This window comes from Achromobacter sp. T5-5, from assembly GCF_055397965.1.
Genome location: NZ_AP027919.1, coordinates 6,109,238 through 6,130,751 on the forward strand (window position 1 = coordinate 6,109,238; position 21,514 = coordinate 6,130,751).

18 protein-coding genes are annotated in these 21,514 nt (G+C 66.4%); 8 read left to right on the forward strand and 10 right to left on the reverse strand.

Annotation, left to right across the window (positions count from 1 at the left end):
* Nucleotides 1-44 precede the first annotated feature (44 nt).
* On the forward strand, nt 45-974 hold the full coding sequence (locus ACZ50Q_RS27690) for a LysR family transcriptional regulator (RefSeq protein ID WP_464080112.1): 930 nt from the start codon (nt 45-47) through the stop codon (nt 972-974).
* 137 nt (nt 975-1,111) lie between these two features.
* On the opposite strand, the gene ssb is transcribed toward ACZ50Q_RS27690, so the two are convergent.
* Together ssb and ACZ50Q_RS27700 are read right to left on the reverse strand one after the other, a co-directional pair.
* Nucleotides 1,112-1,627 (reverse strand): single-stranded DNA-binding protein, encoded by a 516-nt coding sequence (gene ssb, locus ACZ50Q_RS27695; protein ID WP_076518351.1) that lies wholly within the window; start codon nt 1,625-1,627, stop codon nt 1,112-1,114.
* Nucleotides 1,628-1,919: 292 nt separating this feature from the next.
* Entirely contained in the window at nt 1,920-3,104 is a 1,185-nt protein-coding gene (locus tag ACZ50Q_RS27700; RefSeq protein WP_076518350.1) for an MFS transporter, read from the reverse strand.
* A 241-nt stretch (nt 3,105-3,345) separates the two neighbouring features.
* Here ACZ50Q_RS27700 and uvrA point away from each other — a divergent pair, with 241 nt between their 5' ends.
* Nucleotides 3,346-6,201, forward strand: coding sequence for an excinuclease ABC subunit UvrA (gene uvrA / locus ACZ50Q_RS27705; protein ID WP_464080113.1), 2,856 nt, complete (start codon nt 3,346-3,348; stop codon nt 6,199-6,201).
* Between the two features lie 32 nt (nt 6,202-6,233).
* Nucleotides 6,234-6,896 carry a glutathione S-transferase family protein gene (locus ACZ50Q_RS27710; RefSeq protein ID WP_464080114.1) on the forward strand — a complete coding sequence of 221 codons (663 nt, stop codon included), beginning with the start codon at nt 6,234-6,236 and terminating at the stop codon, nt 6,894-6,896.
* Between the two features lie 19 nt (nt 6,897-6,915).
* Here the strand turns inward: ACZ50Q_RS27710 and ACZ50Q_RS27715 are convergent, their stop codons facing one another.
* From ACZ50Q_RS27715 to ACZ50Q_RS27725, 3 genes are read right to left on the reverse strand one after another with little or no spacing between them, the layout of a single operon-like run.
* Nucleotides 6,916-8,043 (reverse strand): deoxyguanosinetriphosphate triphosphohydrolase, encoded by a 1,128-nt coding sequence (locus ACZ50Q_RS27715; protein WP_464080115.1) that lies wholly within the window; start codon nt 8,041-8,043, stop codon nt 6,916-6,918.
* 24 nt (nt 8,044-8,067) lie between these two features.
* Nucleotides 8,068-9,144, reverse strand: coding sequence for a 3-dehydroquinate synthase (gene aroB / locus ACZ50Q_RS27720; protein ID WP_076518347.1), 1,077 nt, complete (start codon nt 9,142-9,144; stop codon nt 8,068-8,070).
* On the reverse strand, nt 9,141-9,782 hold the full coding sequence (locus ACZ50Q_RS27725; protein ID WP_092579512.1) for a shikimate kinase: 642 nt from the start codon (nt 9,780-9,782) through the stop codon (nt 9,141-9,143). The genes aroB and ACZ50Q_RS27725 overlap by 4 nt, the downstream gene beginning before the upstream one ends.
* A 114-nt stretch (nt 9,783-9,896) precedes the next feature.
* Here ACZ50Q_RS27725 and ACZ50Q_RS27730 point away from each other — a divergent pair, with 114 nt between their 5' ends.
* Nucleotides 9,897-12,344, forward strand: a complete 2,448-nt coding sequence (locus ACZ50Q_RS27730; RefSeq protein ID WP_464080116.1) for a penicillin-binding protein 1A — start codon at nt 9,897-9,899, stop codon at nt 12,342-12,344.
* Between the two features lie 37 nt (nt 12,345-12,381).
* Here the strand turns inward: ACZ50Q_RS27730 and cyaY are convergent, their stop codons facing one another.
* Complete coding sequence (cyaY, locus tag ACZ50Q_RS27735; RefSeq protein WP_076518344.1) at nt 12,382-12,711, reverse strand: iron donor protein CyaY; 330 nt, start codon at nt 12,709-12,711, stop codon at nt 12,382-12,384.
* Between the two features lie 97 nt (nt 12,712-12,808).
* Here cyaY and lptM point away from each other — a divergent pair, with 97 nt between their 5' ends.
* Entirely contained in the window at nt 12,809-12,931 is a 123-nt protein-coding gene (gene lptM / locus ACZ50Q_RS27740; RefSeq protein WP_464082047.1) for an LPS translocon maturation chaperone LptM, read from the forward strand.
* Nucleotides 12,928-14,220 carry a diaminopimelate decarboxylase gene (gene lysA / locus ACZ50Q_RS27745; protein WP_464080117.1) on the forward strand — a complete coding sequence of 431 codons (1,293 nt, stop codon included), beginning with the start codon at nt 12,928-12,930 and terminating at the stop codon, nt 14,218-14,220. Before lptM ends, lysA begins: the two co-directional genes overlap by 4 nt.
* Before the next feature lie 72 nt (nt 14,221-14,292).
* Here the strand turns inward: lysA and ccsB are convergent, their stop codons facing one another.
* The 3 genes from ccsB to ACZ50Q_RS27760 all read right to left on the reverse strand — a co-directional run bounded on the left by ccsB (nt 14,293) and on the right by ACZ50Q_RS27760 (nt 18,551).
* Nucleotides 14,293-15,639, reverse strand: a complete 1,347-nt coding sequence (gene ccsB, locus ACZ50Q_RS27750) for a c-type cytochrome biogenesis protein CcsB (RefSeq protein ID WP_464080118.1) — start codon at nt 15,637-15,639, stop codon at nt 14,293-14,295.
* A gap of 9 nt (nt 15,640-15,648) precedes the next feature.
* Complete coding sequence (locus tag ACZ50Q_RS27755) at nt 15,649-17,730, reverse strand: cytochrome c biogenesis protein ResB (RefSeq protein WP_464080119.1); 2,082 nt, start codon at nt 17,728-17,730, stop codon at nt 15,649-15,651.
* Nucleotides 17,731-17,849: 119 nt separating this feature from the next.
* Nucleotides 17,850-18,551, reverse strand: a complete 702-nt coding sequence (locus tag ACZ50Q_RS27760; protein ID WP_156902911.1) for a c-type cytochrome — start codon at nt 18,549-18,551, stop codon at nt 17,850-17,852.
* A gap of 262 nt (nt 18,552-18,813) precedes the next feature.
* Here ACZ50Q_RS27760 and yihA point away from each other — a divergent pair, with 262 nt between their 5' ends.
* Together yihA and hemB are read left to right on the forward strand one after the other, a co-directional pair.
* Nucleotides 18,814-19,437: a ribosome biogenesis GTP-binding protein YihA/YsxC gene (gene yihA / locus ACZ50Q_RS27765; RefSeq protein WP_076518340.1), complete on the forward strand. Its 624-nt coding sequence runs from the start codon at nt 18,814-18,816 to the stop codon at nt 19,435-19,437.
* A complete protein-coding gene (gene hemB, locus ACZ50Q_RS27770) occupies nt 19,434-20,450 on the forward strand; it encodes a porphobilinogen synthase (protein ID WP_076518339.1) in 1,017 nt (338 codons plus the stop codon). The genes yihA and hemB overlap by 4 nt, the downstream gene beginning before the upstream one ends.
* An 18-nt stretch (nt 20,451-20,468) precedes the next feature.
* On the opposite strand, the gene ACZ50Q_RS27775 is transcribed toward hemB, so the two are convergent.
* Nucleotides 20,469-21,350 (reverse strand): DMT family transporter, encoded by an 882-nt coding sequence (locus tag ACZ50Q_RS27775; protein WP_092579571.1) that lies wholly within the window; start codon nt 21,348-21,350, stop codon nt 20,469-20,471.
* Nucleotides 21,351-21,514 lie beyond the last annotated feature (164 nt).

Sequence of the window (21,514 nt, forward strand, 5' to 3'; positions counted from 1 at the left end):
CCTGGCCTAGAATTCACTCACATTCATTTGATTATTAACTTTCAGTGAAAGCCGACCTGGCCTCCGAGCTGCAGTTCTTCGTGCTGATCGCCCGGCAGGGCAGTCTGTCGGCCGCGGCGCGGCAGTTGGACCTGACGCCGCCTGCGGCCACCAAGCGCCTGGCGCAGATGGAAAAGCGCCTGGGCGTGCGGCTGGTCAACCGGACCACGCGCAGCATCAGCCTGACCAACGAAGGCGAGACCTACCTCGCCTACGCCACGCGGATCCTGGCCGACCTGCGCGAAATGGAAGACGTGGTATCCCGCAGCAGCGCCCAACCGCGCGGCCTCATCCGCGTCAATGCCACGCTGGGCTTCGGCCGCACGACCATCGCGCCGCTGGTGTCCGAGTTCGCGAAACGCTTTCCGCAGGTCCAGGTCGAGCTGGACGTGACGGACAGGCCCGTCGACCTGGTGGAAGGCGGCTTCGACCTGGCCATCCGCTTCGGAACGCTGCCCGACAAACGACTCGCCGCCCGGCGCATCATGACCAACCGCCGCTTCCTGTGCGCCTCGCCGCGCTATCTGCAAACCCACGGCACGCCCGCCGCCTTGGCCGACCTGGCGCATCACCACTGCATCCTCCACCGGCAGAACGACGAGGCGCACGGCGTCTGGCGCTTCACGCACAAGGGCCGCGTCGAGGTGGTGAAAGTGGAAGGCGGCCTGTCCAGCAACGACGGCGACATCGTGCTGGGCTGGGCGCTGGATGGACACGGCATCCTCATCCGGTCGGAATGGGATCTGGCCAAGTATCTGGAAAGCGGCAGGCTGCGGGTGGTGCTGCCGGACTTCACGCTGCCCTCGGCCGACCTCTTCGTCTACTACCCGCAACGCCGCAACCAGACGGCGAGGACGCGCGCGTTCATCGATTTTCTGGTCGAGGCGTTCCAGCCGGGCGCAACGGGCGCCGCGGCGGGCAGGCCGGGGCCGTAAGAAACCCGGGAGCGCCGAACCGCCCCCGGCACGATCCGAACCGCCAAATGAAAACCCCCGGTATTTCCAGGAGGAAAGCCGGGGGTCGCATGCCCTGCTTCGCGGCGCGAAGGCAGGACGGTGAGACGATTAGACGGTTAGAACGGAATGTCGTCGTCCATATCCGCCAGGTTGGCGCCGCTGCTGGCCGGGGCCGCCGCGGGTGCCGGACGCTGCTGGGGCGCCGGGCGCTGCGCCGGGGCGGCGCGCTGCTGGCGCGGCGCGTCGTCGTAGCCGCCACCGCCGTAGCTGCCGCCGCCACCGCCGCCGCCGTCTTCGCGGCCGCCCAGCATCTGCATCTGGTCGGCGACGATTTCGGTGCTGTAGCGGTCAGCGCCGGTGTCCTTGTCTTGCCACTTGCGCGTCTTGAGACGGCCTTCGATGTAGACCGAGCGGCCCTTCTTCAGGTATTCGCCGGCGATTTCCGCCAGGCGGTTGTACATGACGACGCGGTGCCATTCGGTCTCTTCGCGCTTCTCGCCGCTGGCCTTGTCCTTCCAGGAGGAGGTCGTGGCGATCGACATATTGCAGATTGCCGCCCCGTCGGGGCTGTAGCGGACTTCCGGGTCGCGACCCAGATTGCCCACGAGTATGACTTTGTTAACCGATGCCATGCCGATGTCCCTCTGTTGTTGACAGCCTGCGCCTGTGCGTTGCCGCGAGCGCGCCGGCAACAACATAAAAAGCGATGTTGAAGACGGCTTCATGAAACTCGCCGGTCATCATAGCGATGACCGGCGATGCCAGGTGAAGCCCGTGTTGATCCGTATTATCGACGAAAGCGCGCCCCGCGCCAAACGGGATCCGTGACAAAACGCTCACCCCTGGCAAACGAATTCGCCGCTGTTGGACGCCGTTCGCGGCCAGATCGGCGACTTTCCCCGTACCGCGGGAAAGCCCCAACCATCAGGCCAGCGGCCGCAGCGCCCAGGTGACCGCCAGCCAGATCGCCGACAGGACCGCCGCGGCGACGAACACCGCGCTGGAACCCGAGTTCGCCGCCAGCCAACCGCCCAGGGCGCCGCCCGTGAACAGGCCCGCGGCCTGCGCGGTGTTGTAGAAGCCCAGCGCCAGCCCCTTGTAGGCCTGCGGCGCCACGCGCGAGACCAACGAGGGCTGCAGGGCCTCCAGCACGTTGAAGGCCACGAAAAAGCCCGTCAGCGCCACGGCCAGTGAGTAAAAACCGTGGCTGGCCGCCGGCAGCAGCGCGCATACCAGCACCAGGCCGGCTACCGACGCGCGCAAGGCGCCGCGATGCGCCCGGCGCTTTTCCGCGACAAACACCACGGGCACCATCAGCACGAAGGACACCAGGATGACCGGCAGGTAGACCTTCCACAGGTCGCGCGCGTCCAGCCCGCCCACTTTCGCCAGCAGCGCGGGCACCACGACGAACAGCGACACCTGGATCAGGTGCAGCACGAAGACACCGAAATTCAGGCGCAGCAGGTCGCGATGGGTCAGGACTTCGCGCGGTTTGGCGGCCTGCATGGTGCGGGCCTGCGTGCGGGGCACCACCGGCACCACCCAGCGCGCCACGGCCAGGCAGATGACGCCCAGGCAGGCGATGGTCCAGAACAGGCCCGACAGCCCCCACCACCCCACCAGCACGGGCGAGAGCACCAGCGATACGGCGAAAGACAGGCCGATCGACGCGCCCACCATGGCCATCGCGCGCGTGCGCACCTCGTCGCGGGTGGCGTCGGCCAGCCAGGCGGTGACGGCGGCCGATATGGCGCCGGCGCCCTGGATGGCGCGGCCTATCGTGATCCAGAAGACGTCCGTGGCCTGCGCACAGACGATGCTGCCCGCCACGAAGAGCAGCAGGCCGAACAGCACGACGGGGCGGCGCCCCCAGCGGTCGGAAGCAAGGCCGAAGGGAATCTGCATGAAGGCCTGGGTCAGGCCGTACATGCCCAGCGCCAGGCCGACCCGGGCCGGATCATCGCCGCCCGGCATGCCGCTTGCGGCAACGGCGAACACGGGCAGCAACAGGAACAGTCCCAGCATCCGCGCGGCGAACAGGCCGGCCAGGGCCACGCTGGCGCGGCGCTCGGAAGGGGTCAATTTCAGTTTTTTATCTGCCGGCATGCGGAAATTTCAACAATGACTAGGGCGGCGCGCATGCGTCTCATGTCATACGCTCACGGTCTGATTCTTGCGGTGCGGCGCCGGCCTCGGCCCAGTCCAACCATGCGGACGACCTTGAACGCCAGAGGATTCGGCGCGCTATAGTACCAAGTTGGCCTTTGAATCCGCTGAAATCCGCCCAAAAGGCGCACGGGCTCAAAGGCGCCATCGACGACGCAACTGGACGTTAACCAATACCGACGTGACCATACGCATCCGGGGTGCCCGCACCCACAATCTCAAGAACGTCTCCCTGGACCTGCCGCGCCACAAGCTGGTGGTCGTCACGGGCCTGTCCGGGTCGGGCAAATCCTCGCTGGCGTTCGACACGCTGTATGCGGAGGGCCAGCGGCGCTACGTGGAAAGCCTTTCCGCCTACGCCCGCCAGTTCCTGCAACTGATGGACAAACCGGACGTGGATCTCATCGAAGGCCTGTCCCCGGCCATCTCGATCGAGCAGAAGGCCGCGGGGCACAACCCGCGCTCCACCGTCGGCACCATCACCGAAATCCACGACTACCTGCGCCTGCTGTACGCCCGCGTCGGCACGCCCTATTGCCCCGACCACGGCCTGCCGCTGCAGGCCCAGAGCGTCAGCCAGATGGTGGACGCGGTGCTGGGCTGGACGCCCGAGACGCGGCTGGCGGTGCTCGCCCCCATCGCGCGCGGCAAGAAAGGCAGCTTCGAGGACGAATGCGCCAGCCTGCAGGCGCAAGGCTACGTGCGCCTGCGCGTCGATGGCCAGATGATGGAAATCGACGGCATGGCGCCGCTCAAGAAGACCGAAAAGCACGACATCGACGTCGTGATCGACCGTCTGCGCATCCGGCCCGAAGGCAAGCAGCGCCTGGCCGAAAGCTTCGAGACCGCGCTACAGCTTGCCGAAGGCCGCGCGCTGGCGCTGGACATGGACAGCGAACGCGAACAGGTCTTCTCCAGCCGCTATGCCTGCCCGGTGTGCAGCCACAGCCTGCCCGAGCTGGAGCCGCGCCTGTTCAGCTTCAACAATCCCATGGGCGCCTGCCCCAGTTGCGACGGCATCGGCCAGGTCGGCTTCTTCGATCCCAAGCGAGTCGTCGCCTTTCCGGAACTGAGTCTGGCGGCCGGCGCGATCCGCGGATGGGACCGTCGCAACGCGTTCACGCACTCGCTGCTGACCAGTCTTGCGGCCCACTACGAATTCGACATCGAGGCGCCCTTCGAGGACCTGCCCGAAGCGCTGCGCGACAAGGTGCTGTACGGTTCCGGCGATGAAGAGATTTCGTTCCTCTACCTGAACGAAAAAGGCCGCAGCACGGTCAAGCGCCACACCTTCGAAGGCGTGATCCCGAACCTGGAGCGCCGCTGGCGCGAAACGGACTCGGCGACCGTGCGCGAAGAACTGGGCAAATACCGCAACATCAAGACCTGCCCGGACTGCGCCGGCTCGCGCCTGCGTCCCGAAGCGCGCAACGTGCTGATCGGCCATGACCCGCGCGGCGGCGAGCGCCACGGCCAGGCCATCTACGAAGTCGAGGCCATGCCGTTGTCGAGCTGCCTGGACTGGTTCCGCAACCTGAGCCTGACCGGCGCCAAGCAGGAGATCGCGCAACGCATCGTGCGCGAGATCGAGGCGCGCCTGAGCTTCCTGAATAACGTCGGCCTGAACTACCTGTCGCTGGACCGCAGCGCGGACACGATCTCCGGCGGCGAGGCGCAGCGCATCCGGCTGGCCAGCCAGATCGGCTCGGGCCTGACTGGCGTGATGTACGTGCTGGACGAGCCCTCCATCGGCCTGCACCAGCGCGACAACGACCGCCTGATCGGCACCCTGCAGCATCTGCGCGACCTCGGCAACAGCGTCATCGTCGTCGAGCACGACGAAGACATGATCCGCATGGCCGACTGGGTGGTGGACATGGGCCCCGGCGCCGGCGAACACGGCGGCGAGGTCGTCGCCCAGGGCGACCCCGAGACCGTGCAGCGCGATCCCAATTCGCTGACGGGCCAGTACCTGAGCGGCGCCCGCGCCATCGCCATCCCGAAGCGCCGGCCGGTCGATGACGAACTGCCCTGGCTGACGCTCACCGGCGCCAGCGGCAACAACCTGAAGGACGTGGAGCTACGCGTGCCCGCGGGCCGCCTGGTCTGCGTGACGGGCGTGTCCGGTTCGGGCAAATCCACGCTCATCAACGACACGCTGGCGGTGGCCGTGTCGCGCCAGCTCCATCACGCGCAAAGCGAGCCCGCGCCTTACGTGTCGATGCAGGGCCTGGAGCATTTCGACAAGATCATCAGCGTGGACCAGAGCCCCATCGGCCGCACGCCGCGCAGCAACCCGGCCACTTATACGGGCCTGTTCACGCCGATCCGCGAGCTCTTCGCCGGCGTGCCGGAAGCGCGCACGCGCGGCTACGATCCCGGCCGGTTCAGCTTCAACGTCAAGGGCGGTCGCTGCGAAGCCTGCCAGGGCGATGGCGTGGTCAAGGTCGAGATGCACTTCCTGCCCGACATGTACGTGCCCTGCGACGTCTGCCATGGCAAGCGCTACAACCGCGAAACGCTCGAGATCCGCTACCGCGGCCGCAACATCAGCGAAGTGCTGGACCTGACCGTGGAGCAGGCGCTCGAATATTTCGAATCGGTGCCGGCCATCTCGCGCAAGCTGCACACGCTTATCGACGTGGGTCTGTCGTACATCCGCCTGGGCCAGAGCGCGACCACGCTGTCGGGCGGCGAGGCGCAGCGCGTGAAGCTGTCGCAGGAGCTGTCGCGCCGCAGCACCGGCCGCACGCTGTACATCCTGGACGAGCCCACCACCGGCCTGCATTTCCGCGATATCGAACTGCTGCTGCAGGTTCTCAACCAACTGGTCGACGCCGGCAACACCGTGCTCATCATCGAGCACAACCTGGACGTCATCAAGACGGCCGACTGGGTGGTCGACATGGGTCCCGAGGGCGGCGACGGCGGCGGCCGCGTCGTGGCGCAAGGCACGCCGGAGACGGTCGCGGCCGCAACGGCCAGCCACACCGGCCAGTACCTGGGCAAGCTCCTGCGCCGCAAGCCGGGCGACTGATCACCAACCTTCCCTTCTTGGAAAGCACCAGCATGTACACCTTGATCATCGGCAACAAGAACTACTCTTCCTGGTCCATGCGTCCCTGGATCGCGTTGCGCCAGGCGGGCATCCCGTTCACGGAGCAGAAGGTGGGACTCTTCACCGACGAGTTCTCGCAACGCGTGGGCGCGGTGTCGCCTGCCGGCCTGGTGCCCGTGCTGCTGGACGGCGATTTCGCGGTCTGGGATACGCTGGCCATCTGCGAATACGCCGCCGAGCGCCATCCTGAGGCGGGCTTGTGGCCCAAGGATGCAAAAGCCCGTGCGCGGGCGCGGTCGCTTGCCGCGCAGATGCACAGCGGTTTCGGCGCCCTGCGCCAGGCCATGCCCATGAATGTCGAGGCCAGCTTGCCCGGCATCGATTTCCCCGAGGCGGCGCTTGCCGACGTCGCGCGGGTACAAGCCATCTGGCAGGAAACGCGTGCGCAGTTCGGCCAGGGCGGCCCGTTCCTGTTTGGCGCGTTCTCGATTGCCGATGCTTTCTTCGCGCCGGTGGTCTCGCGCTTTACCACCTACGGCATCGCCGCGTCGGGGCCGGTGCGCGAATACATGGATGCCGTGCTGGCGCTGCCGGCAATGCAGGAATGGACGCGCGACGCGCTCGCCGAGGCCACCTTCGTCGAGGCGGACGAGCCCTACCGCAAGCACCGCTGAACGCCAGCCAGCGCGCCTGCTACGCCATGTCGAACAGGCGCTTGTGTTCGCGGATGGCGTAGCGGTCGGTCATGCCCGCGATGTAGTCGGCGATGGCCCGGGCCTGTTCATTGAAGTGGGCGCGGCGGTAATCGGGCGGCAGCAGCCGCGGATCGTCCAGGAACGCCGCAAACAGATCGCGCACGATGCGCCGGGCCTTGCGGGTCATGCGCAGCACGCGATAGTGCCGGTACAGGTTGTCGAACAGGAATTTCTTCAGCGTGTCGGCTTCTCGGCGGATCTCGTCGGAAAACCCTGCAAGCGGCGGCGAGCGCCGCACATCGTCCGCGCTGGCCGGCGCCGCATCGCGGATGCGCGCAAGCGAAGTCCGCGTGAGATCGACGATCAGCGTATTGATCATGCGGCGTATCGTCTCGGACACCGCGCGGCGCGGCGCCAGGCCGGGATAGCGATCCAGCACATAGGCGTGATGGCGCTCGAAGATCGACACGTCCTTCAACTGATCCAGCGTGATGAGCCCCGAGCGCAGGCCGTCGTCGACGTCGTGGTTGTTGTAGGCGATTTCATCGGCCAGGTTGGCCAGCTGCGCCTCCAGTGACGGCTGCGTACGATTCAGGAACCGTTCGCCCACGTCCCCCAGCATCCGGGCATGGGCGACGGAGCAATGCTTGAGTATGCCCTCGCGCGTCTCGAAGCACAGGTTCAGGCCGTTGAAGTCCGCGTAACGCTCTTCCAGCTCATCCACCACGCGCAGGCTCTGCAGATTGTGCTCGAAGCCCCCGGCCTCGGGCGCCAGCTCGCGCATGCAGGCGTTCAGTTCGTCCTGGCCGGCGTGGCCGAAGGGCGTATGGCCCAGGTCGTGCGCGAGCGAAATGGCTTCGGTCAGGTCTTCCGACAGCCCCATGCTGCGCGCCAGCGTGCGCGCGATCTGCGCCACTTCCAGACTGTGCGTCAGGCGCGTGCGAAAGAGGTCGCCTTCGTGGTTGACGAAGACCTGCGTCTTGTACTCCAGCCGCCGGAAGGCGCCCGAGTGGACGATGCGATCGCGGTCGCGCTGGAATTCGGTGCGGTTTTCCGGCGGCGGCTCGGCGTGGGCCCGGCCGCGCGATCGGGACGGGTGGGAAGCATAGGAAGCCAGTTCATTCATCTGCAACACCGTCCGTCGCTGCGTTTACCGGGTGGTTCGCGCCAGCACGGCGCGCACCGCGTCGTCGGGCGCCGGCCGGGTCACGGCCTCGCCGATGCGCGTCATGAGCACGTAGCGGATCGAGCCGCCTTCGGTCTTCTTGTCCACCTGCATCAGATCGAGCCAGCGGTCGGCGCCCAGGTCGGGCGCCACGGCCGGGCAGCCGATGGCCTGCACCAGCGCGCGCACGCGCTCCACGTCGCCGCGATCAAATCCCGCCACGTCCGCAGACAGCTCGGCCGCCTGCACCATGCCGCAGCCCACCGCCTCGCCATGCAGCCAGGCGCCATAGCCCAGGCCCGATTCGATCGCGTGGCCGAACGTGTGCCCCAGATTCAGGATGGCGCGCAGGCCGGACTCGCGTTCGTCCTTGCCCACCACCTGCGCCTTCAGCTCGCAAGAGCGGCGGATCGCATACGCGACGGCCTCGCGGTCCAGGGCGCGCAGCTTCTGCGCGTTGTCCTCGCACCAGCGCCAGAACTCGGGGTCCAGGATGAGGCCGTACTTGATGACTTCGGCCAGGCCCGCCGACACTTCGCGCGCCGGCAGGGTGCCCAGCACGTCGGTGTCGATCTCGACCGCGATCGGCTGGTAGAACGCGCCGATCATGTTCTTGCCGAGCGGATGGTTCACGGCGGTCTTGCCGCCCACCGAGGAGTCCACCTGCGCCAGCAGCGTCGTGGGCACCTGCAGAAAACGCACGCCGCGCATGTACACCGCCGCGGCAAAGCCCGTCATGTCGCCGATGACGCCCCCGCCCAGCGCGACCAGGACGCAGCGGCGGTCCAGCCGGTTGCCCAGCAGCGCGTCGAAGATCAGGTTCAGGGACTGCCAGTCCTTGTAGGCCTCGCCGTCGGGCAGCTCGATGCGCAGCACGCGCTTGCCGGTACGCGCCAGCGCGGCTTCGGCGCGCTCGGCATACAGCGCCGCAACGGTCGGGTTGGTGACCACCGCGATCGCGGTCGCGTCCGCGGGGATGCATTGATCCAGGGCGTCCAGGCGGCCGGGACCGATGTGGATCGGATAGCTTCCGCCCGGGGTTTCGACGTCGACAACGTTCATAGGTGCTTCTCGAAAGCTTGTAATTGCGGCAGCAGCGCCTTGACCAGGGTGTGGATGGGCATCGACCCCGTTTCCACCACCAGATCGGCCACTTCCTTGTAGAGCGGTTCGCGCTGGGTCATCAGGTCGCGCAGCGTGCCGCGGGGATCGGCGGTGGCCAGCAGGGGCCGATTGCGGTCGCGGCAGGTCCGGCGGAACAATTCGTCCACGCTGGCCCTTAAATAGACCACAATGCCGCGTTCGCGCAGAAGCTGCCGGTTTTCGGCGGCCAGGATGGCGCCGCCGCCGGTGGCAAGAATTATGTTGCGCCGTTGGGTACACTCTTCCAAGGCGGCGGACTCTCGGCGACGAAAGCCGGCTTCGCCCTCGATTTCGAAGATTACCGGCACCCGCACGCCGCAACGCGCCTCGAGCTCATGATCCAGATCCATAAAGTCGCGCCCCAGCGCCCGCGCCAGGCTACGGCCTATGGTCGTCTTGCCGGCCCCCATCATCCCGACCAAAAATACCGGCAGGTCGTGCGGCAACGACACGGTCTTGCCTGCGCACTCGACGGCGCAAGGCGGGCTTTCGGGCGCTGCGTCGGCGCGCGCCGGGTCCGGGGCAGCCTCCGGACATGAGTTAGCGGCAAAGTTCATGCCGGCATTATCACATTTGCCGCCAGTTGCCCGCGCACCACACTGAACTATTTTGTTACAGAAACCGATCCCCCGCGATAAGGCGGGCCCGGAGATACCCGTAAAATCGCCGCGATGAGCAAGCCCCAGAATTCCTCCAAAAAAGACAAGCCCGCCAGCAGCGGCTCCCCGATACTGCGGTTCTTCGTTAAAACCGGCATCCTTTTCGCCGGCCTGTTCCTGTGCGGCGTACTGCTCGCGGGAATGGCGCTAGCGCTTGCCTGGCCCAATCTGCCCGATCTGAACGCCATGACGGACTATCGGCCGCGGGTCCCGCTGCGTGTTTACACGGCGGACCGCGTCCTGATCGGCGAGTTCGGCGAAGAACGCCGCAACGTGCTGCGCTTCAACGAAATCCCGGACGTCATGAAGTCCGCGGTGCTCGCCGCCGAAGACGACCGCTTCTACCAGCACGGCGGCATCGACTGGATGGGCGTGGTGCGCGCGGGCCTGGCCAACCTGATCAGCATGTCCAAGACGCAGGGCGCCAGCACGATCACGATGCAGGTCGCGCGCAACTTCTACCTGTCCTCCGAAAAGACCTACTCGCGCAAGTTCTATGAACTGCTGCTGACCTTCAAGATTGAATCCGAGCTCACCAAGGACCAGATCCTCGAGCTCTACATGAACCAGATCTACCTGGGCCATCGCGCCTACGGTTTCGCGGCCGCCTCGCGCACGTACTTCGGCAAGCCGCTCGCGGAAGTCACGCCCGCCGAAGCCGCCATGCTGGCCGGCATTCCCAAGGCCCCTTCGCGCTTCAACCCCATCGCCAACCGTCCCCGCGCCGAACTGCGCCAGCGATACGTGCTGGGCCGCATGCACTCGCTGGGCTACCTGACCGAGCCGGAATACAAGCAGGCGATGGCGCAGCCGATCGTCATGAAGTCCGCCGAAGGCACGCCGGCCGGCGGCTACTCCATCCATGGCGAATACGTGGCCGAGCTGGCGCGCCAGCTCCTCTACAACGTGTACCAGGACAACGTGTATTCGCGCGGCCTGAACATCTACACGACCGTGCAGTCCAAGGACCAGGAAGCGGCCTACCGCGCCGTGCGCGAAGGCGTGCTGGAATACACGCGCCGCGCGCCCTACCCCGGTCCGGAAGAACAGCTCGACCTGCCCCCGGGCACCGAGAACAACCCCGCCGCGCTGGACGAGTTCCTGGACGGCGTGTTCGACAAGTTTTCCGACAGCGGTGACCTCCTGACCGCCGTGGTGCTGTCGGCCAGCCCCACGGAAGTGAAGCTGGCGCGCAGCTCGCGCGAGATCATCACCGTCACCGACAAGAAGGTGCTGGGCGTGGTGGCCCGCGCGCTCAACGACAAGGCCAAGCCGGAGCAGCGCATCAAGCGCGGCTCGGTCGTCTACATCCGCAAGTTCGGCGACAACTGGGAAATCATCAACCTGCCTTCGGTGCAGGCGGCCTTCGTGTCGCTGTCGCCACAGGACGGCGCCATCCGCGCCATGGTGGGCGGGTTCGATTTCTATCGGGGCAACTTCAACCGCGTGACGCAGGCATGGCGCCAGCCGGGCTCGAACATCAAGCCCTTCATCTACGCCGCCTCGCTCGAACGCGGGCTTACGCCGGGCACGCAGATTTCGGACCAGCCGTTCGAACTGACCGCCGCGCAAACCGGCTCCAAGGCCTGGAACCCGAAGAACTACGGCAACCAGTACGAGCCCATGCTGACGCTGCGCCAGGGCCTGTACAAGTCCAAGAACATGGTGTCGATCCGCATCCTACAGGCCATCGGCCCGCAGTATGCGCAGGACTACCTCACCCGCTTCGGCTTCGACAAGGCCCGCCAGCCCGCCGTGCTGCCGCTGGCGCTGGGCGCGGGCTCGGTCACACCGCTGCAACTGGCCGGCGCGTTCTCGGTGTTCGCCAATGGCGGCTACCGCGTCACGCCCTTCCTGATCGATCGCGTCACCGACAGCAGCGGCAAGGTCATCATGCAGTCCAAGCCGGTCGTCGCCGGCGACGCCGCCGCCCGCGCCATCGACCCGCGCACCGCCTGGGTCATGGATGACATCCTGCGCGGCGTGGCCACCTACGGCACGGCGGCGCGCGCCCGGGTGCTGCTCAAGCGCAGCGACATCGCCGGCAAGACCGGCACGACCAACGAATCCGTGGATGCGTGGTTCTCCGGCTACACCCCCAGCCTCGTGGCCACCGCCTGGCTGGGCTTTGACCAGCCCAAGTCGCTGGGCTCGCGCGAGACCGGCGGCGGCGTGGCCATGCCGATCTGGGTGGACTACATGCAGGAAGTCCTGAAGGGCGTGCCGGAAGAAAAGCCGCGTCCGCGTCCCGAGGGCCTGCTCGTCGAAGGCGGCGAATTCTATTTCTCGGAATTCCCGCCCGGACAGGCCGTGGCCCGCCTTGGGCTGCCAGAGGCCGACACGCTGGGTGAGTTCCTGAATGGCCTGACCAGCAGTTCGGGCGAGGACACCCGGATCAAGGTCGCGCCAGGCGTGGGAACGCAGACCAACACGCCCTGGTCGCAGAAGATTCCCTTCTGACGAAAAAATGGCCGGCCTGACAGGCCGGCCATTTTGTTTACAGCCTGATCGTCACGGGGACGCCGGCCGCGGCGGAGCAGATCTGGGACAAGGCATCCGGCAACTGCGGTCCGCCTCGGGTATCGTTCCAGTGCTGGCCATCGTAGCGGTAGTGAAAGCCGCCGCTGCGCGCAGCCACCCACAGCTCCTGCATGGCGGCCTGGCTGTTCACCACGACGTGGGTGTCGTCCTCGAAAACCAGGGTCAGCACATTGCCGCTGCGGCTGGTTTCGACGTCGACGTCGAGCGAAGCCGCCCAGTCATCGGCCTGGCTTTCGATGCTCTCCAGCACCTGGTCGATCAACGCAAGAAATTCGGTTTCGGTCATAATCGAGCCTGCAAGAATTACGGAGTTCCCAGTGTTCCAATTGGCATACAGCCGCATGGCTCTTCGCATTGTAGCCACGCTGATGGCGACCGGCATGATGGCGGCCTGCGGGTACAAGGGGCCTTTGTACATGCCTCCGCCCCCTGAAGGCCAGGCGCCGGCCCGCACGCCGCAAAGCCAGCCGAAGCCGGTGATCCCCCCCGCGCCGTCCATCCCATGACGCCCGCGTTCCCGACGCCCCCAGCGCTGGCCGGCCACCCGTACTTCCAGTACCGCAATAATGCGTTGTACGCCGAAGACGTGCCGCTTGACCATCTGGCCGAACGGTTGGGAACTCCGCTTTACGTCTACTCCCGCGCGGCCCTGAAGGCCGCGTGGCAATCCTACGCCAGCGCCATCGGGCCGCGTCCCGTGCTGGTCTGCTACGGCATGAAGGCCAATTCGAATCTCGCCGTCCTCGCGGAATTCGCGCGGCTGGGCGCGGGGTTCGACATCGTGTCCGGCGGCGAACTCAAGCGCGCGCTCGTGGCGGGCGCAGATCCGTCCAGGATCGTGTTCTCGGGCGTCGGCAAGCAGGAATGGGAAATGCGCGACGCGCTGCAGGCGGGCGTGAAGTGCTTCAACGTCGAGTCGCTGGACGAACTGCACCGCCTGTCGGACGTCGCCGACGCCATGGGCCTGCGCGCCCCCGTTTCATTGCGCGTGAATCCCGACGTCGACGCCCGCACGCACCCCTACATCTCGACGGGCCTGAAGGAAAACAAGTTCGGCATCGCCATCGGCGACGCGCTGGATGCCTACCGCACCGCCCAGTCGCTGCCCGGCATCCGGATCGTGGGCGTCGATTGCCACATCGGCTCGCAGCTCACCGACATCAGCCCTTATTTCGACGCGCTGGAAAAACTGCTGGACCTCATCGAAGGCCTGGACCGGGCTGGCATCCGCATCGAGCACCTGGACCTGGGCGGCGGCCTGGGCATCCGCTACGCGGACGAGACGCCCCCGTCGCCCCGCACCTTGCTGGACCGCGTCTTCGAGCGCCTGGACGCGCGCGGACAGGGCCACCTGCAGCTCGTGCTCGAGCCCGGTCGCTCGCTCGTGGGAAATGCCGGTGTCCTGCTCACGACCGTCCAATACATCAAGCATTCCGAAGCCCGCAACTTCGCCATCGTCGACGCGGCCATGAACGACCTGCTGCGCCCGGCGCTCTACGACGCCTTTCACGGCGTGCAGCCCCTGCGCCCGCGGGCGGGCGACGCCGCCGAATACGACATCGTCGGCCCGGTGTGCGAAAGCGCCGACTGGCTGGCCCGGCAGCGCACGCTGGCAATCCGCCAGGGCGACGTGCTCGCCGTGGAATCGGCCGGCGCCTACGGCATGACCATGGCCAGCAACTACAACTCGCGCCCGCGTCCGGCCGAGGTCATGGTCGACGGCGACAAGTACTACGTGGTGCGTCAGCGCGAAACCTTCGCGGACCAGATACAGGGCGAGTCGCTGCTGCCTTGAACCGGCGCGCCGCAAAAAGCAAAGGCCCCTGCATGTGCTGGGGCCTTCGTCCATCTGGCGGGTCGCGCGGGCTCAGAGCTGGCCGTACGAGTGCAAGCCCGACAGGAACATGTTCACGCCCAGGAAGGCAAAGCCGGTGATCAACAGGCCCATCAGCGCCCAATACGCCGCCATCGCGCCGCGCAGGCCCTTGATGAGGCGCATGTGCAGCCAGGCCGCGTAGTTCAGCCAGACGATCAGCGCCCAGGTCTCCTTGGGATCCCACTGCCAGTACGCGCCCCAGGCGTCCGCCGCCCACAAGGCCCCCAGGATGGTGGCCACCGTGAAGAAGGCGAAGCCGATCGCGATGGCGCGATACATGATGTCGTCCAGCACTTCCAGCGACGGCAGCGCGTCGGCGATGCGGCGGCGGCCCAGCAGGATGGCGCCGACGATCACCGCCCCCACGCCGAAGTACAGCATCCACGTCGCCGACAGGCCATCGGTGCGGAACACCATCGGCTCGGCGCACAGCAGCACGCCCAGGATGAACAGCGGCGCAAGCTTGGCCCAGGAGGTCGTCTGCCCGTGCTGCTTGACCAGATACGCAAAGCCCACCATCGCCGCCAGCGAGAACGTGCCGTAGCCGATGAAGTTGGCGGGCACGTGCAGTTTCATCCACCAACTCTTGAGCGCGGGCACCAGCGGCTGGATCTGTCCCGCGTCGCGCGTGAACGAATACCACAGCAGGAACACGACGGCCGAGGTCACCACCAGCAACACAAAGCCGCCCAGCGCGCGCGTGGCGTACTTGCGCTCGTAGTAAAGGTAGAAAAGCGCCGTGATCAGGCAAAACAGGACGAAGACTTCATACAGGTTGCTGACCGGGATATGGCCCAGGTCAGGCCCCATCAGATGGCCCTCGCGCCAACGCACGAGCAGGCCGGTGACGCCGGCGAACACCGCGCCCCAGGTCAGCGCCGTGCCCAGCCATGCGGCCGTCGGGCTGAAAACACCGATCCAGTAGCACACCATCGCCAGCGCAAACATCGCGCTCATCCACAGAATCGCGGACTGCGAGGAAAAGAGATACTTCAGGAAGAACACCTGCTCGGCGCGGGCCAGGTCGGTGCCGTAGAGCATCAGCGCCAGGCCCGAGGAGATCGCACAGGCAATCATCAGGCGTCGCAACGGGCGCCACAGCCAGCCCAGCCAGGCCAGCGCGGGCACCGTGCCGCACAGGATGATCTTTTCGTAGGAATCCATTGCGTGACCGTAGCGGGTCAGCGCGAATCCCGCCCCCACCGCCAGCAACAGAAAGAAGACGACATCGGTCCAATCCGGCTTGCCGCGTTGCGCGCGGCTGTCGCCCGTTTCGGACAGGGCATCCTGCCAGAGCGATTCAGGCGACGGGGGTTGCGTGGTGGTCGTAGTGGACATAAAAAAACCTTAGGACCCTTTTTTCTGGCGCAGCAGCGCCTGCTTGAAGCGTTCGAACTCTTGGTTGAAGTCAAGTGTACGCTTCTGTGACGTCATGGCCGCCAGGATGCTGCTGCCGCCGCCCTGCGGCTTGACCCAGATCCAGATGCGGCGATCACGGATGTAGAACATGGAAAACACGCCCAGCACCAGCAGCAGGCTGCCCAGGTAGACGGTGTTCTTGCCGGGCGTGCGGCTGACCTGGAACACGCTCGCCTGCACATGCTTGAAGTCGGCCAGCGACAGGAAAACGGGCGCCGGATAGACGGTCAGGTCGGACAGCGCCGCCACCGCCAGGCGCGACCACACCGCCGCGCGCTCGCCTTCGGGGCCCTCGATCGCGACAGGAGCCTGCCCGGCGCGTTCGCGGGCGATGGCGCGCAGTTCATTCATGCTGGCGCCGATCAGGCGGATCACGACGTCGGCCGCGCGCTCCAGGTCCGCGGCGGGCGTATTGGCCTGCAGGAACGCGGCAACGGCTTGCAGCCCGCCGGAAGCATAGGTGTCCAATGCACGTTCGGCCGCGGTCTGCAGCGGCTGGCGGTCAGCGCCGGAGGGGCTGTTGCGTTCGGCGAAGCGCCGCGCGGCTTCCTTGCGCGCGGCCGGGTCGGCCAGGGTGGCACGCAGACGCATGAACTCGGCGATCGAGCTGTCGTCATCGGCCGGGATGCGCAGATAGCGGAAGGGCTCGGCGGCGTTGTTGCGCACGCCGGCCAGGAACACGGCCGCGCCATCCAGTTCGACGGGCAGCATGTAGTTCTGGAATTCATGCGCCTGGCCGGCGTCGTCGATCAGCTTGTATTCGACGCTGGGCCCCACGTTGCGCAGGTTTTCATTCTTCTTGCCCGCCGCGCTGCCGGCGACCGAAGCGACGTGCTCGGCAAAGCTCTGGTCCGCGCCTTTGGGATCGCCGCGCGTCAGGTCCTCGACGTTGATCGGCCGCATCGCCGTGATCTCGATCCCCATGCTGCGCGGGCCCTTGGCGGTCTGGGCGGTGAGCTCGCTGGTCTTGCCCACCGTGCCATCGACGGAGAACGTGGCGTCGTTGGCGCCCACCAGCGGATAGCCCTTGAGCACGACCGTGCTGCCGCCATCGTCGAAGCTGGATTGGTAGACCGTCATGCCCTTGAAGCGCAGCGGCTCGTTCACCTCGATGGTCGAATCGAAGGTCTTGCCCGAGTCCGGATCCGTCACCTCGACTTCGCTGGCGAAGCGGCTGGGCATGCCGGTGGAGTAGTAATCGACGACGAACTTCTTCAGCTTCAGCGTGAACGGCATGGGCTGCACGAGCGCGCCGTCTCCAACCATCACGACGGCGGTGCTGGCCTGGCCGCCCTCGGGCACGAGCACGCTGGCGCGAAAGCTCGGGTTGTTGACCGACAGGCGGCCGCTCTCGGGCACCTCGGAGATCAGCATGTTATCCACGATGGGCTGCTTGCCGCCGAACATGACCTGCAGGCGCACCGGCAGCTCGCTGTCCAGCAGGCCGCCGATGCAGATGATGACCATGGCCGCGTGGGCGAACACATAGCCCAGGCGGTTCGCGCTGCCCTTCTTGGCCGCCAGCAAAACCCCGTCCTGGTCCTGACGCACGCGCACCGCATACCCGAGCCGTCCGAGCAAGGCCTTCAGGCCGGCCGCGGTCTGCGGCACGTCGGTGGTCGCTTCGGTTTCGACGCGGTGCGGGAACGCGCGCAGGCTGCCTTCGCGCACGTGCTCGCGGAATGACCGCGCGTCGCGCAGCATCTTGGGCGCGTTGCGAATCAGGCAGACGGACGTGGACACGACCAGAAAGCCCATGATCAGCAGGAACCACCAGCTGTTGTAGACGTGCCAGATGGAGAACTTGTCGAACACCTCGAACCAGAACGGGCCGAACTGGTCGATGTAATTGTTGGACGAGCGGTTCTGCTGGAGCACCGTCCCCACCAGGCTGGCCACGCAGATGAACATCAGCAGGCTGACGGCAAAACGCATCGAACCCAGAAGTTCAAAGAGATCGCCTGGCAGGCTGCGCAGAGAGGGGCGGGAGTGGGTTCGGGTCGAATTCATGAAAAAAGGGGGGCCGCGCGATCGGCTACCCCCCTCATAGACAGTGCGCGGCGGAACGAGGTTCCATCGCGCTCAAGTTGCGTCAACGCGGACCGGCCGCGCACGTTGCGGCCAATCGCTTACCGTAGCCCAGCCGCGTAATCCGACACCGCCTTGATGTCGGCATCCGACATGCGGTCCGCAATGGCGTGCATGACGTCATTCTTGCGGTCGCCGCTGCGGAAAAGCTTCAGCTGCGCTTCGATGTACACGGGGAATTGCCCCGACAGGCGGGGGTACTGGCCGGGAATCCCGGCGCCATTGGCAGAATGGCACGCCGCGCACGCGGGCACGTTGCGTTCGGGCAAACCGCCGCGCCAGATCTTTTGACCCAGCTCAACCAGATTCTCATGGCCGGCCGTGGCAGGCTCCTTGAGCGGCTGGGTCGCCAGGTACAGCGCGATGTTCTGCATGTCGGCCGGCGTCAGGTTCTGCACCATCGCCGTCATGGGGCTGGGGTTGCCGTCCGGGCCATTGCGCACGGGCGTCTTGGCGCCTTCCTTCACCTTGAAGTCGGCAAGCTGCTTGGCCAGGTATTCGTGCGGTTGCGCGGCCAGGTTCGGGTTCACCGGAATGGTGCTGTTACCCGCCGCGCCGTGACAGGAGGCACAGGCAATGATGCCTCGGGACGCGTCGCCCTGGTCAAACAGCTGGCCGCCCTTCGCGGCATCTGGTTTGGCCGGGCCCGCAGCGCCGTCGGCGGCGAAACTCGTAGCAGAGAAGGCGGAGGCGCCGAGCAACAGCCCGCTCGCGACCAACATCCGGGACAGCACACGCTTCATGAAGACCTCGACGATCACATCGATCAAGGCGCAAAAAGGCGCCCACGCCTGCCCGCACTCGCAGTAAACCGTAACGAACCTGTTTTGCTTGTCCTGCTTGCGATCTTGCTGCGACGCTGCGGCAACCTGCCCAAGAGGGGCTCAAAACGGCTGGACGGCAACTAAACAGTAAGCAAAAAAGACGGCTCCGCGCACGGGGACCACTGTAGCAAACGCCGGATTATACAATAGGGCTCGAAACCAACCGTATCCAAAGCCATCCGTGTCCCTCCTACATCGCGCCTCTTTCCTCACCTCCGCGGCTCGCCTCGACCAGTTGCCGGCCGCCGGCGCTCCCGAGGTTTGCTTTGTCGGCCGCTCCAACGCCGGCAAATCCACGGCCATCAACGTGCTGTGCAACCAGCGCCGTCTTGCGTTCTCCAGCAAGACGCCGGGCCGCACACGCCTGATCAACATGTTCAGCCTGCCGGACCCCCTGGATCCCGAAGCGCACATCGGCTATCTGGTCGACCTGCCGGGCTACGGCTATGCCTCGGTGGCCCGCAACGAAAAAGAAAAATGGGCGGACATCCTGGGCGGCTATCTGCGCGACCGTGAATCGCTGGTCGGCATCGTGCTGCTCATCGACATCCGCCGCGGCGTCACGGAATTGGACCGGCGCCTGGCCAATTTCATCGCCCCCACCGGCCGTCCGGTGCTGGCGCTGCTGACCAAGGCCGACAAGCTGCCTTACGGCCAGCGCATGCGCACCGTGTTCTCCGTGCGCAAGGACTTGGCCGACATCGGCGCGCTGCACACGATTCCCTTCTCGGCGCCCGAGCGCATCGGCCTGGAAGAGGCCGGCGCCCACATTGAAAATTGGATTTCCCCCAAGGTCGTACCATGAACCCGCAGATCATCACCCCTGAGTTTCCGGTTTCCCGCCCCCGCCGCCTGCGCCGCGACGACTTTACCCGCCGCCTGGTGCGTGAGAACGCCCTGACGGTCAACGACCTCATCTACCCGGTCTTCGTGGCCGAGGGCTCCGGCCTGCGGCAAGCCGTGGCGTCCCTGCCCGGCGTTGTGCGCTATTCCCTGGATACCCTGCTGCCCGTGGCAGAGGAATGCGTGGCGCTGGGCATCCCGGTGCTGTCCCTCTTCCCGGCCATCGACCCGGCCCTCAAGACGCCGGACGGCATCGAAGCCACCAATCCCGACGGCCTGATTCCGCGCGTGGTGCGCGAACTGAAGTCGCGCTTCCCGGAACTGGGGGTGCTGTGCGATGTGGCGCTGGACCCTTACACCAGCCACGGCCAGGACGGCGTCATCGACGCAGACGGCTACGTGGTCAACGAACCCACGGTCGAAATCCTGGTCAAGCAGGCGCTGACGCAGGCCGAAGCCGGCGTCGACATGGTCGCGCCCAGCGACATGATGGACGGCCGCATCGGCGCCGTGCGCCGCGCGCTGGAGGCCAATGGGCACATCCACACGCGGATCATGGCGTATTCGGCCAAGTACGCCAGCGCCTTCTACGGCCCGTTCCGCGACGCCGTGGGCTCGGCCACCAATCTGGGCAAGTCCAACAAAATGGCCTACCAGATGGACCCGGGCAACCTCGACGAGGCCCTGCGCGAAGTGGCCGGCGACCTGCAGGAAGGCGCCGACATGGTCATGGTCAAGCCGGGCATGCCGTATCTGGACGTGCTGCGCCGGGTCAAGGACACCTTCCGCGTGCCGACCTTCGCCTACCAGGTAAGCGGCGAATACGCCATGATCAAGGCCGCCGCCGCCAATGGCTGGCTCGACCACGACAAGGTCATGATGGAGGCGCTGCTGGCCTTCAAGCGGGCCGGCGCCGACGGCATCCTGACGTACTTCGCCATCGAAGCGGCCAAGCTGCTCAAGAACCAGCGCTAGGCTCCCCGCCCGGGCCGGTCACGCCTTCGCGGCCGCGGCACGCCCCGGCTGCGCGCCGCGACGCAGGCCCAGCCACGTGCCACCCAGCACGCAGCCCAGGCCGACCACGTGCGTCAGCGTGACGTGCTCGTCCAGGAACAGGGCCGCGAACAGCAGGCCGAAGATCGGCAGCCAGTTCACGAAGAGCGCCGCGCGGCTGATCCCCAGGCGGGCGATGCCCGCATTCCACACGATGTTGCTGACGCCCGACGCAATGACCGCCGAGAACATCAGCACGGCCCATGGCCACCACGCCATCTGCCACGTGCCGGCCTGGTAGGAACTCGGCGTCAGCGCGGCGTGGCCCACCAGCATCAACCCGCCGGCCAGGTACATGTACCAGAGCATCCCCAGCGGATCCATCATTCGCGACATCCGTTGGATGACCAGGCCGCCGAACACGAACACGAGCACCGCCACGAACACCACCGCGTCGCCCCAGCCGGTCAGCCCGAGCTGCGCGCCGCCGCCCACCACCACCATGCCCACGCCCACGAGGCCGAGCAGCGCGCCCGCGATACGGGTCGTGGTGAGCCTCTCTCGGTAGAAAATGGCGGCCAGGAAGGCGGACAGCAAGGGACTGGTGGCCATGATGAGCGTGCCGTTGGCCGCCGACGAGAATCGCAGCCCCGACACCAGCGCCACCTGGTGCGCATACACCACCAGGAACCCCGCCAGCGCCACCCAGCCCAACTGCGCGCCGCCCAGTTTGGGAATGCGTCCGCCGCGCGCCTTGATGATGAGGGTGACCGTGATGAACGCAATCAGGATCCGCACGGCGGCCAGCGCCTGGATGTCCATGTGCTGCGTCAGGTACTTGATGGAGACGATGTTCAGGCCCCACGTGGCCATGACGAACATCAATTGAAGATAGATCAGACCGTGCCGGTCCTGGCTTGCATCAATTGGGGGGGACGTCACGGCGTCGGCCTGGAGGGAGTGGGATGCGCCGCGCGGGCGGCGAAGCGACCATGGTATATCGCCCCTTCCCTCGATTCAATCTGCGTGAGGCCGCGTTGCGCGCA

Bases quoted from the DNA above. Each gene is read 5' to 3' on its own strand.
- ACZ50Q_RS27725 (WP_092579512.1), bottom strand. From the start codon at position 9,782: ATGAACTTTGCCGCTAACTCATGTCCGGAGGCTGCCCCGGACCCGGCG.
- ACZ50Q_RS27760 (WP_156902911.1), bottom strand. From the start codon at position 18,551: ATGAAGCGTGTGCTGTCCCGGATGTTGGTCGCGAGCGGGCTGTTGCTC.
- ccsB (WP_464080118.1), bottom strand. From the start codon at position 15,639: ATGTCCACTACGACCACCACGCAACCCCCGTCGCCTGAATCGCTCTGG.
- ACZ50Q_RS27700 (WP_076518350.1), bottom strand. From the start codon at position 3,104: ATGCCGGCAGATAAAAAACTGAAATTGACCCCTTCCGAGCGCCGCGCC.
- lptM (WP_464082047.1), top strand. From the start codon at position 12,809: ATGGCGGCCTGCGGGTACAAGGGGCCTTTGTACATGCCTCCGCCCCCT.
- hemB (WP_076518339.1), top strand. From the start codon at position 19,434: ATGAACCCGCAGATCATCACCCCTGAGTTTCCGGTTTCCCGCCCCCGC.
- cyaY (WP_076518344.1), bottom strand. From the start codon at position 12,711: ATGACCGAAACCGAATTTCTTGCGTTGATCGACCAGGTGCTGGAGAGC.
- ACZ50Q_RS27710 (WP_464080114.1), top strand. From the start codon at position 6,234: ATGTACACCTTGATCATCGGCAACAAGAACTACTCTTCCTGGTCCATG.
- ACZ50Q_RS27755 (WP_464080119.1), bottom strand. From the start codon at position 17,730: ATGAATTCGACCCGAACCCACTCCCGCCCCTCTCTGCGCAGCCTGCCA.
- aroB (WP_076518347.1), bottom strand. From the start codon at position 9,144: ATGAACGTTGTCGACGTCGAAACCCCGGGCGGAAGCTATCCGATCCAC.
- ACZ50Q_RS27715 (WP_464080115.1), bottom strand. From the start codon at position 8,043: ATGAATGAACTGGCTTCCTATGCTTCCCACCCGTCCCGATCGCGCGGC.
- lysA (WP_464080117.1), top strand. From the start codon at position 12,928: ATGACGCCCGCGTTCCCGACGCCCCCAGCGCTGGCCGGCCACCCGTAC.
- ACZ50Q_RS27730 (WP_464080116.1), top strand. From the start codon at position 9,897: ATGAGCAAGCCCCAGAATTCCTCCAAAAAAGACAAGCCCGCCAGCAGC.
- ACZ50Q_RS27775 (WP_092579571.1), bottom strand. From the start codon at position 21,350: ATGTTCGTCATGGCCACGTGGGGCCTGAACATCGTCTCCATCAAGTAC.
- ssb (WP_076518351.1), bottom strand. From the start codon at position 1,627: ATGGCATCGGTTAACAAAGTCATACTCGTGGGCAATCTGGGTCGCGAC.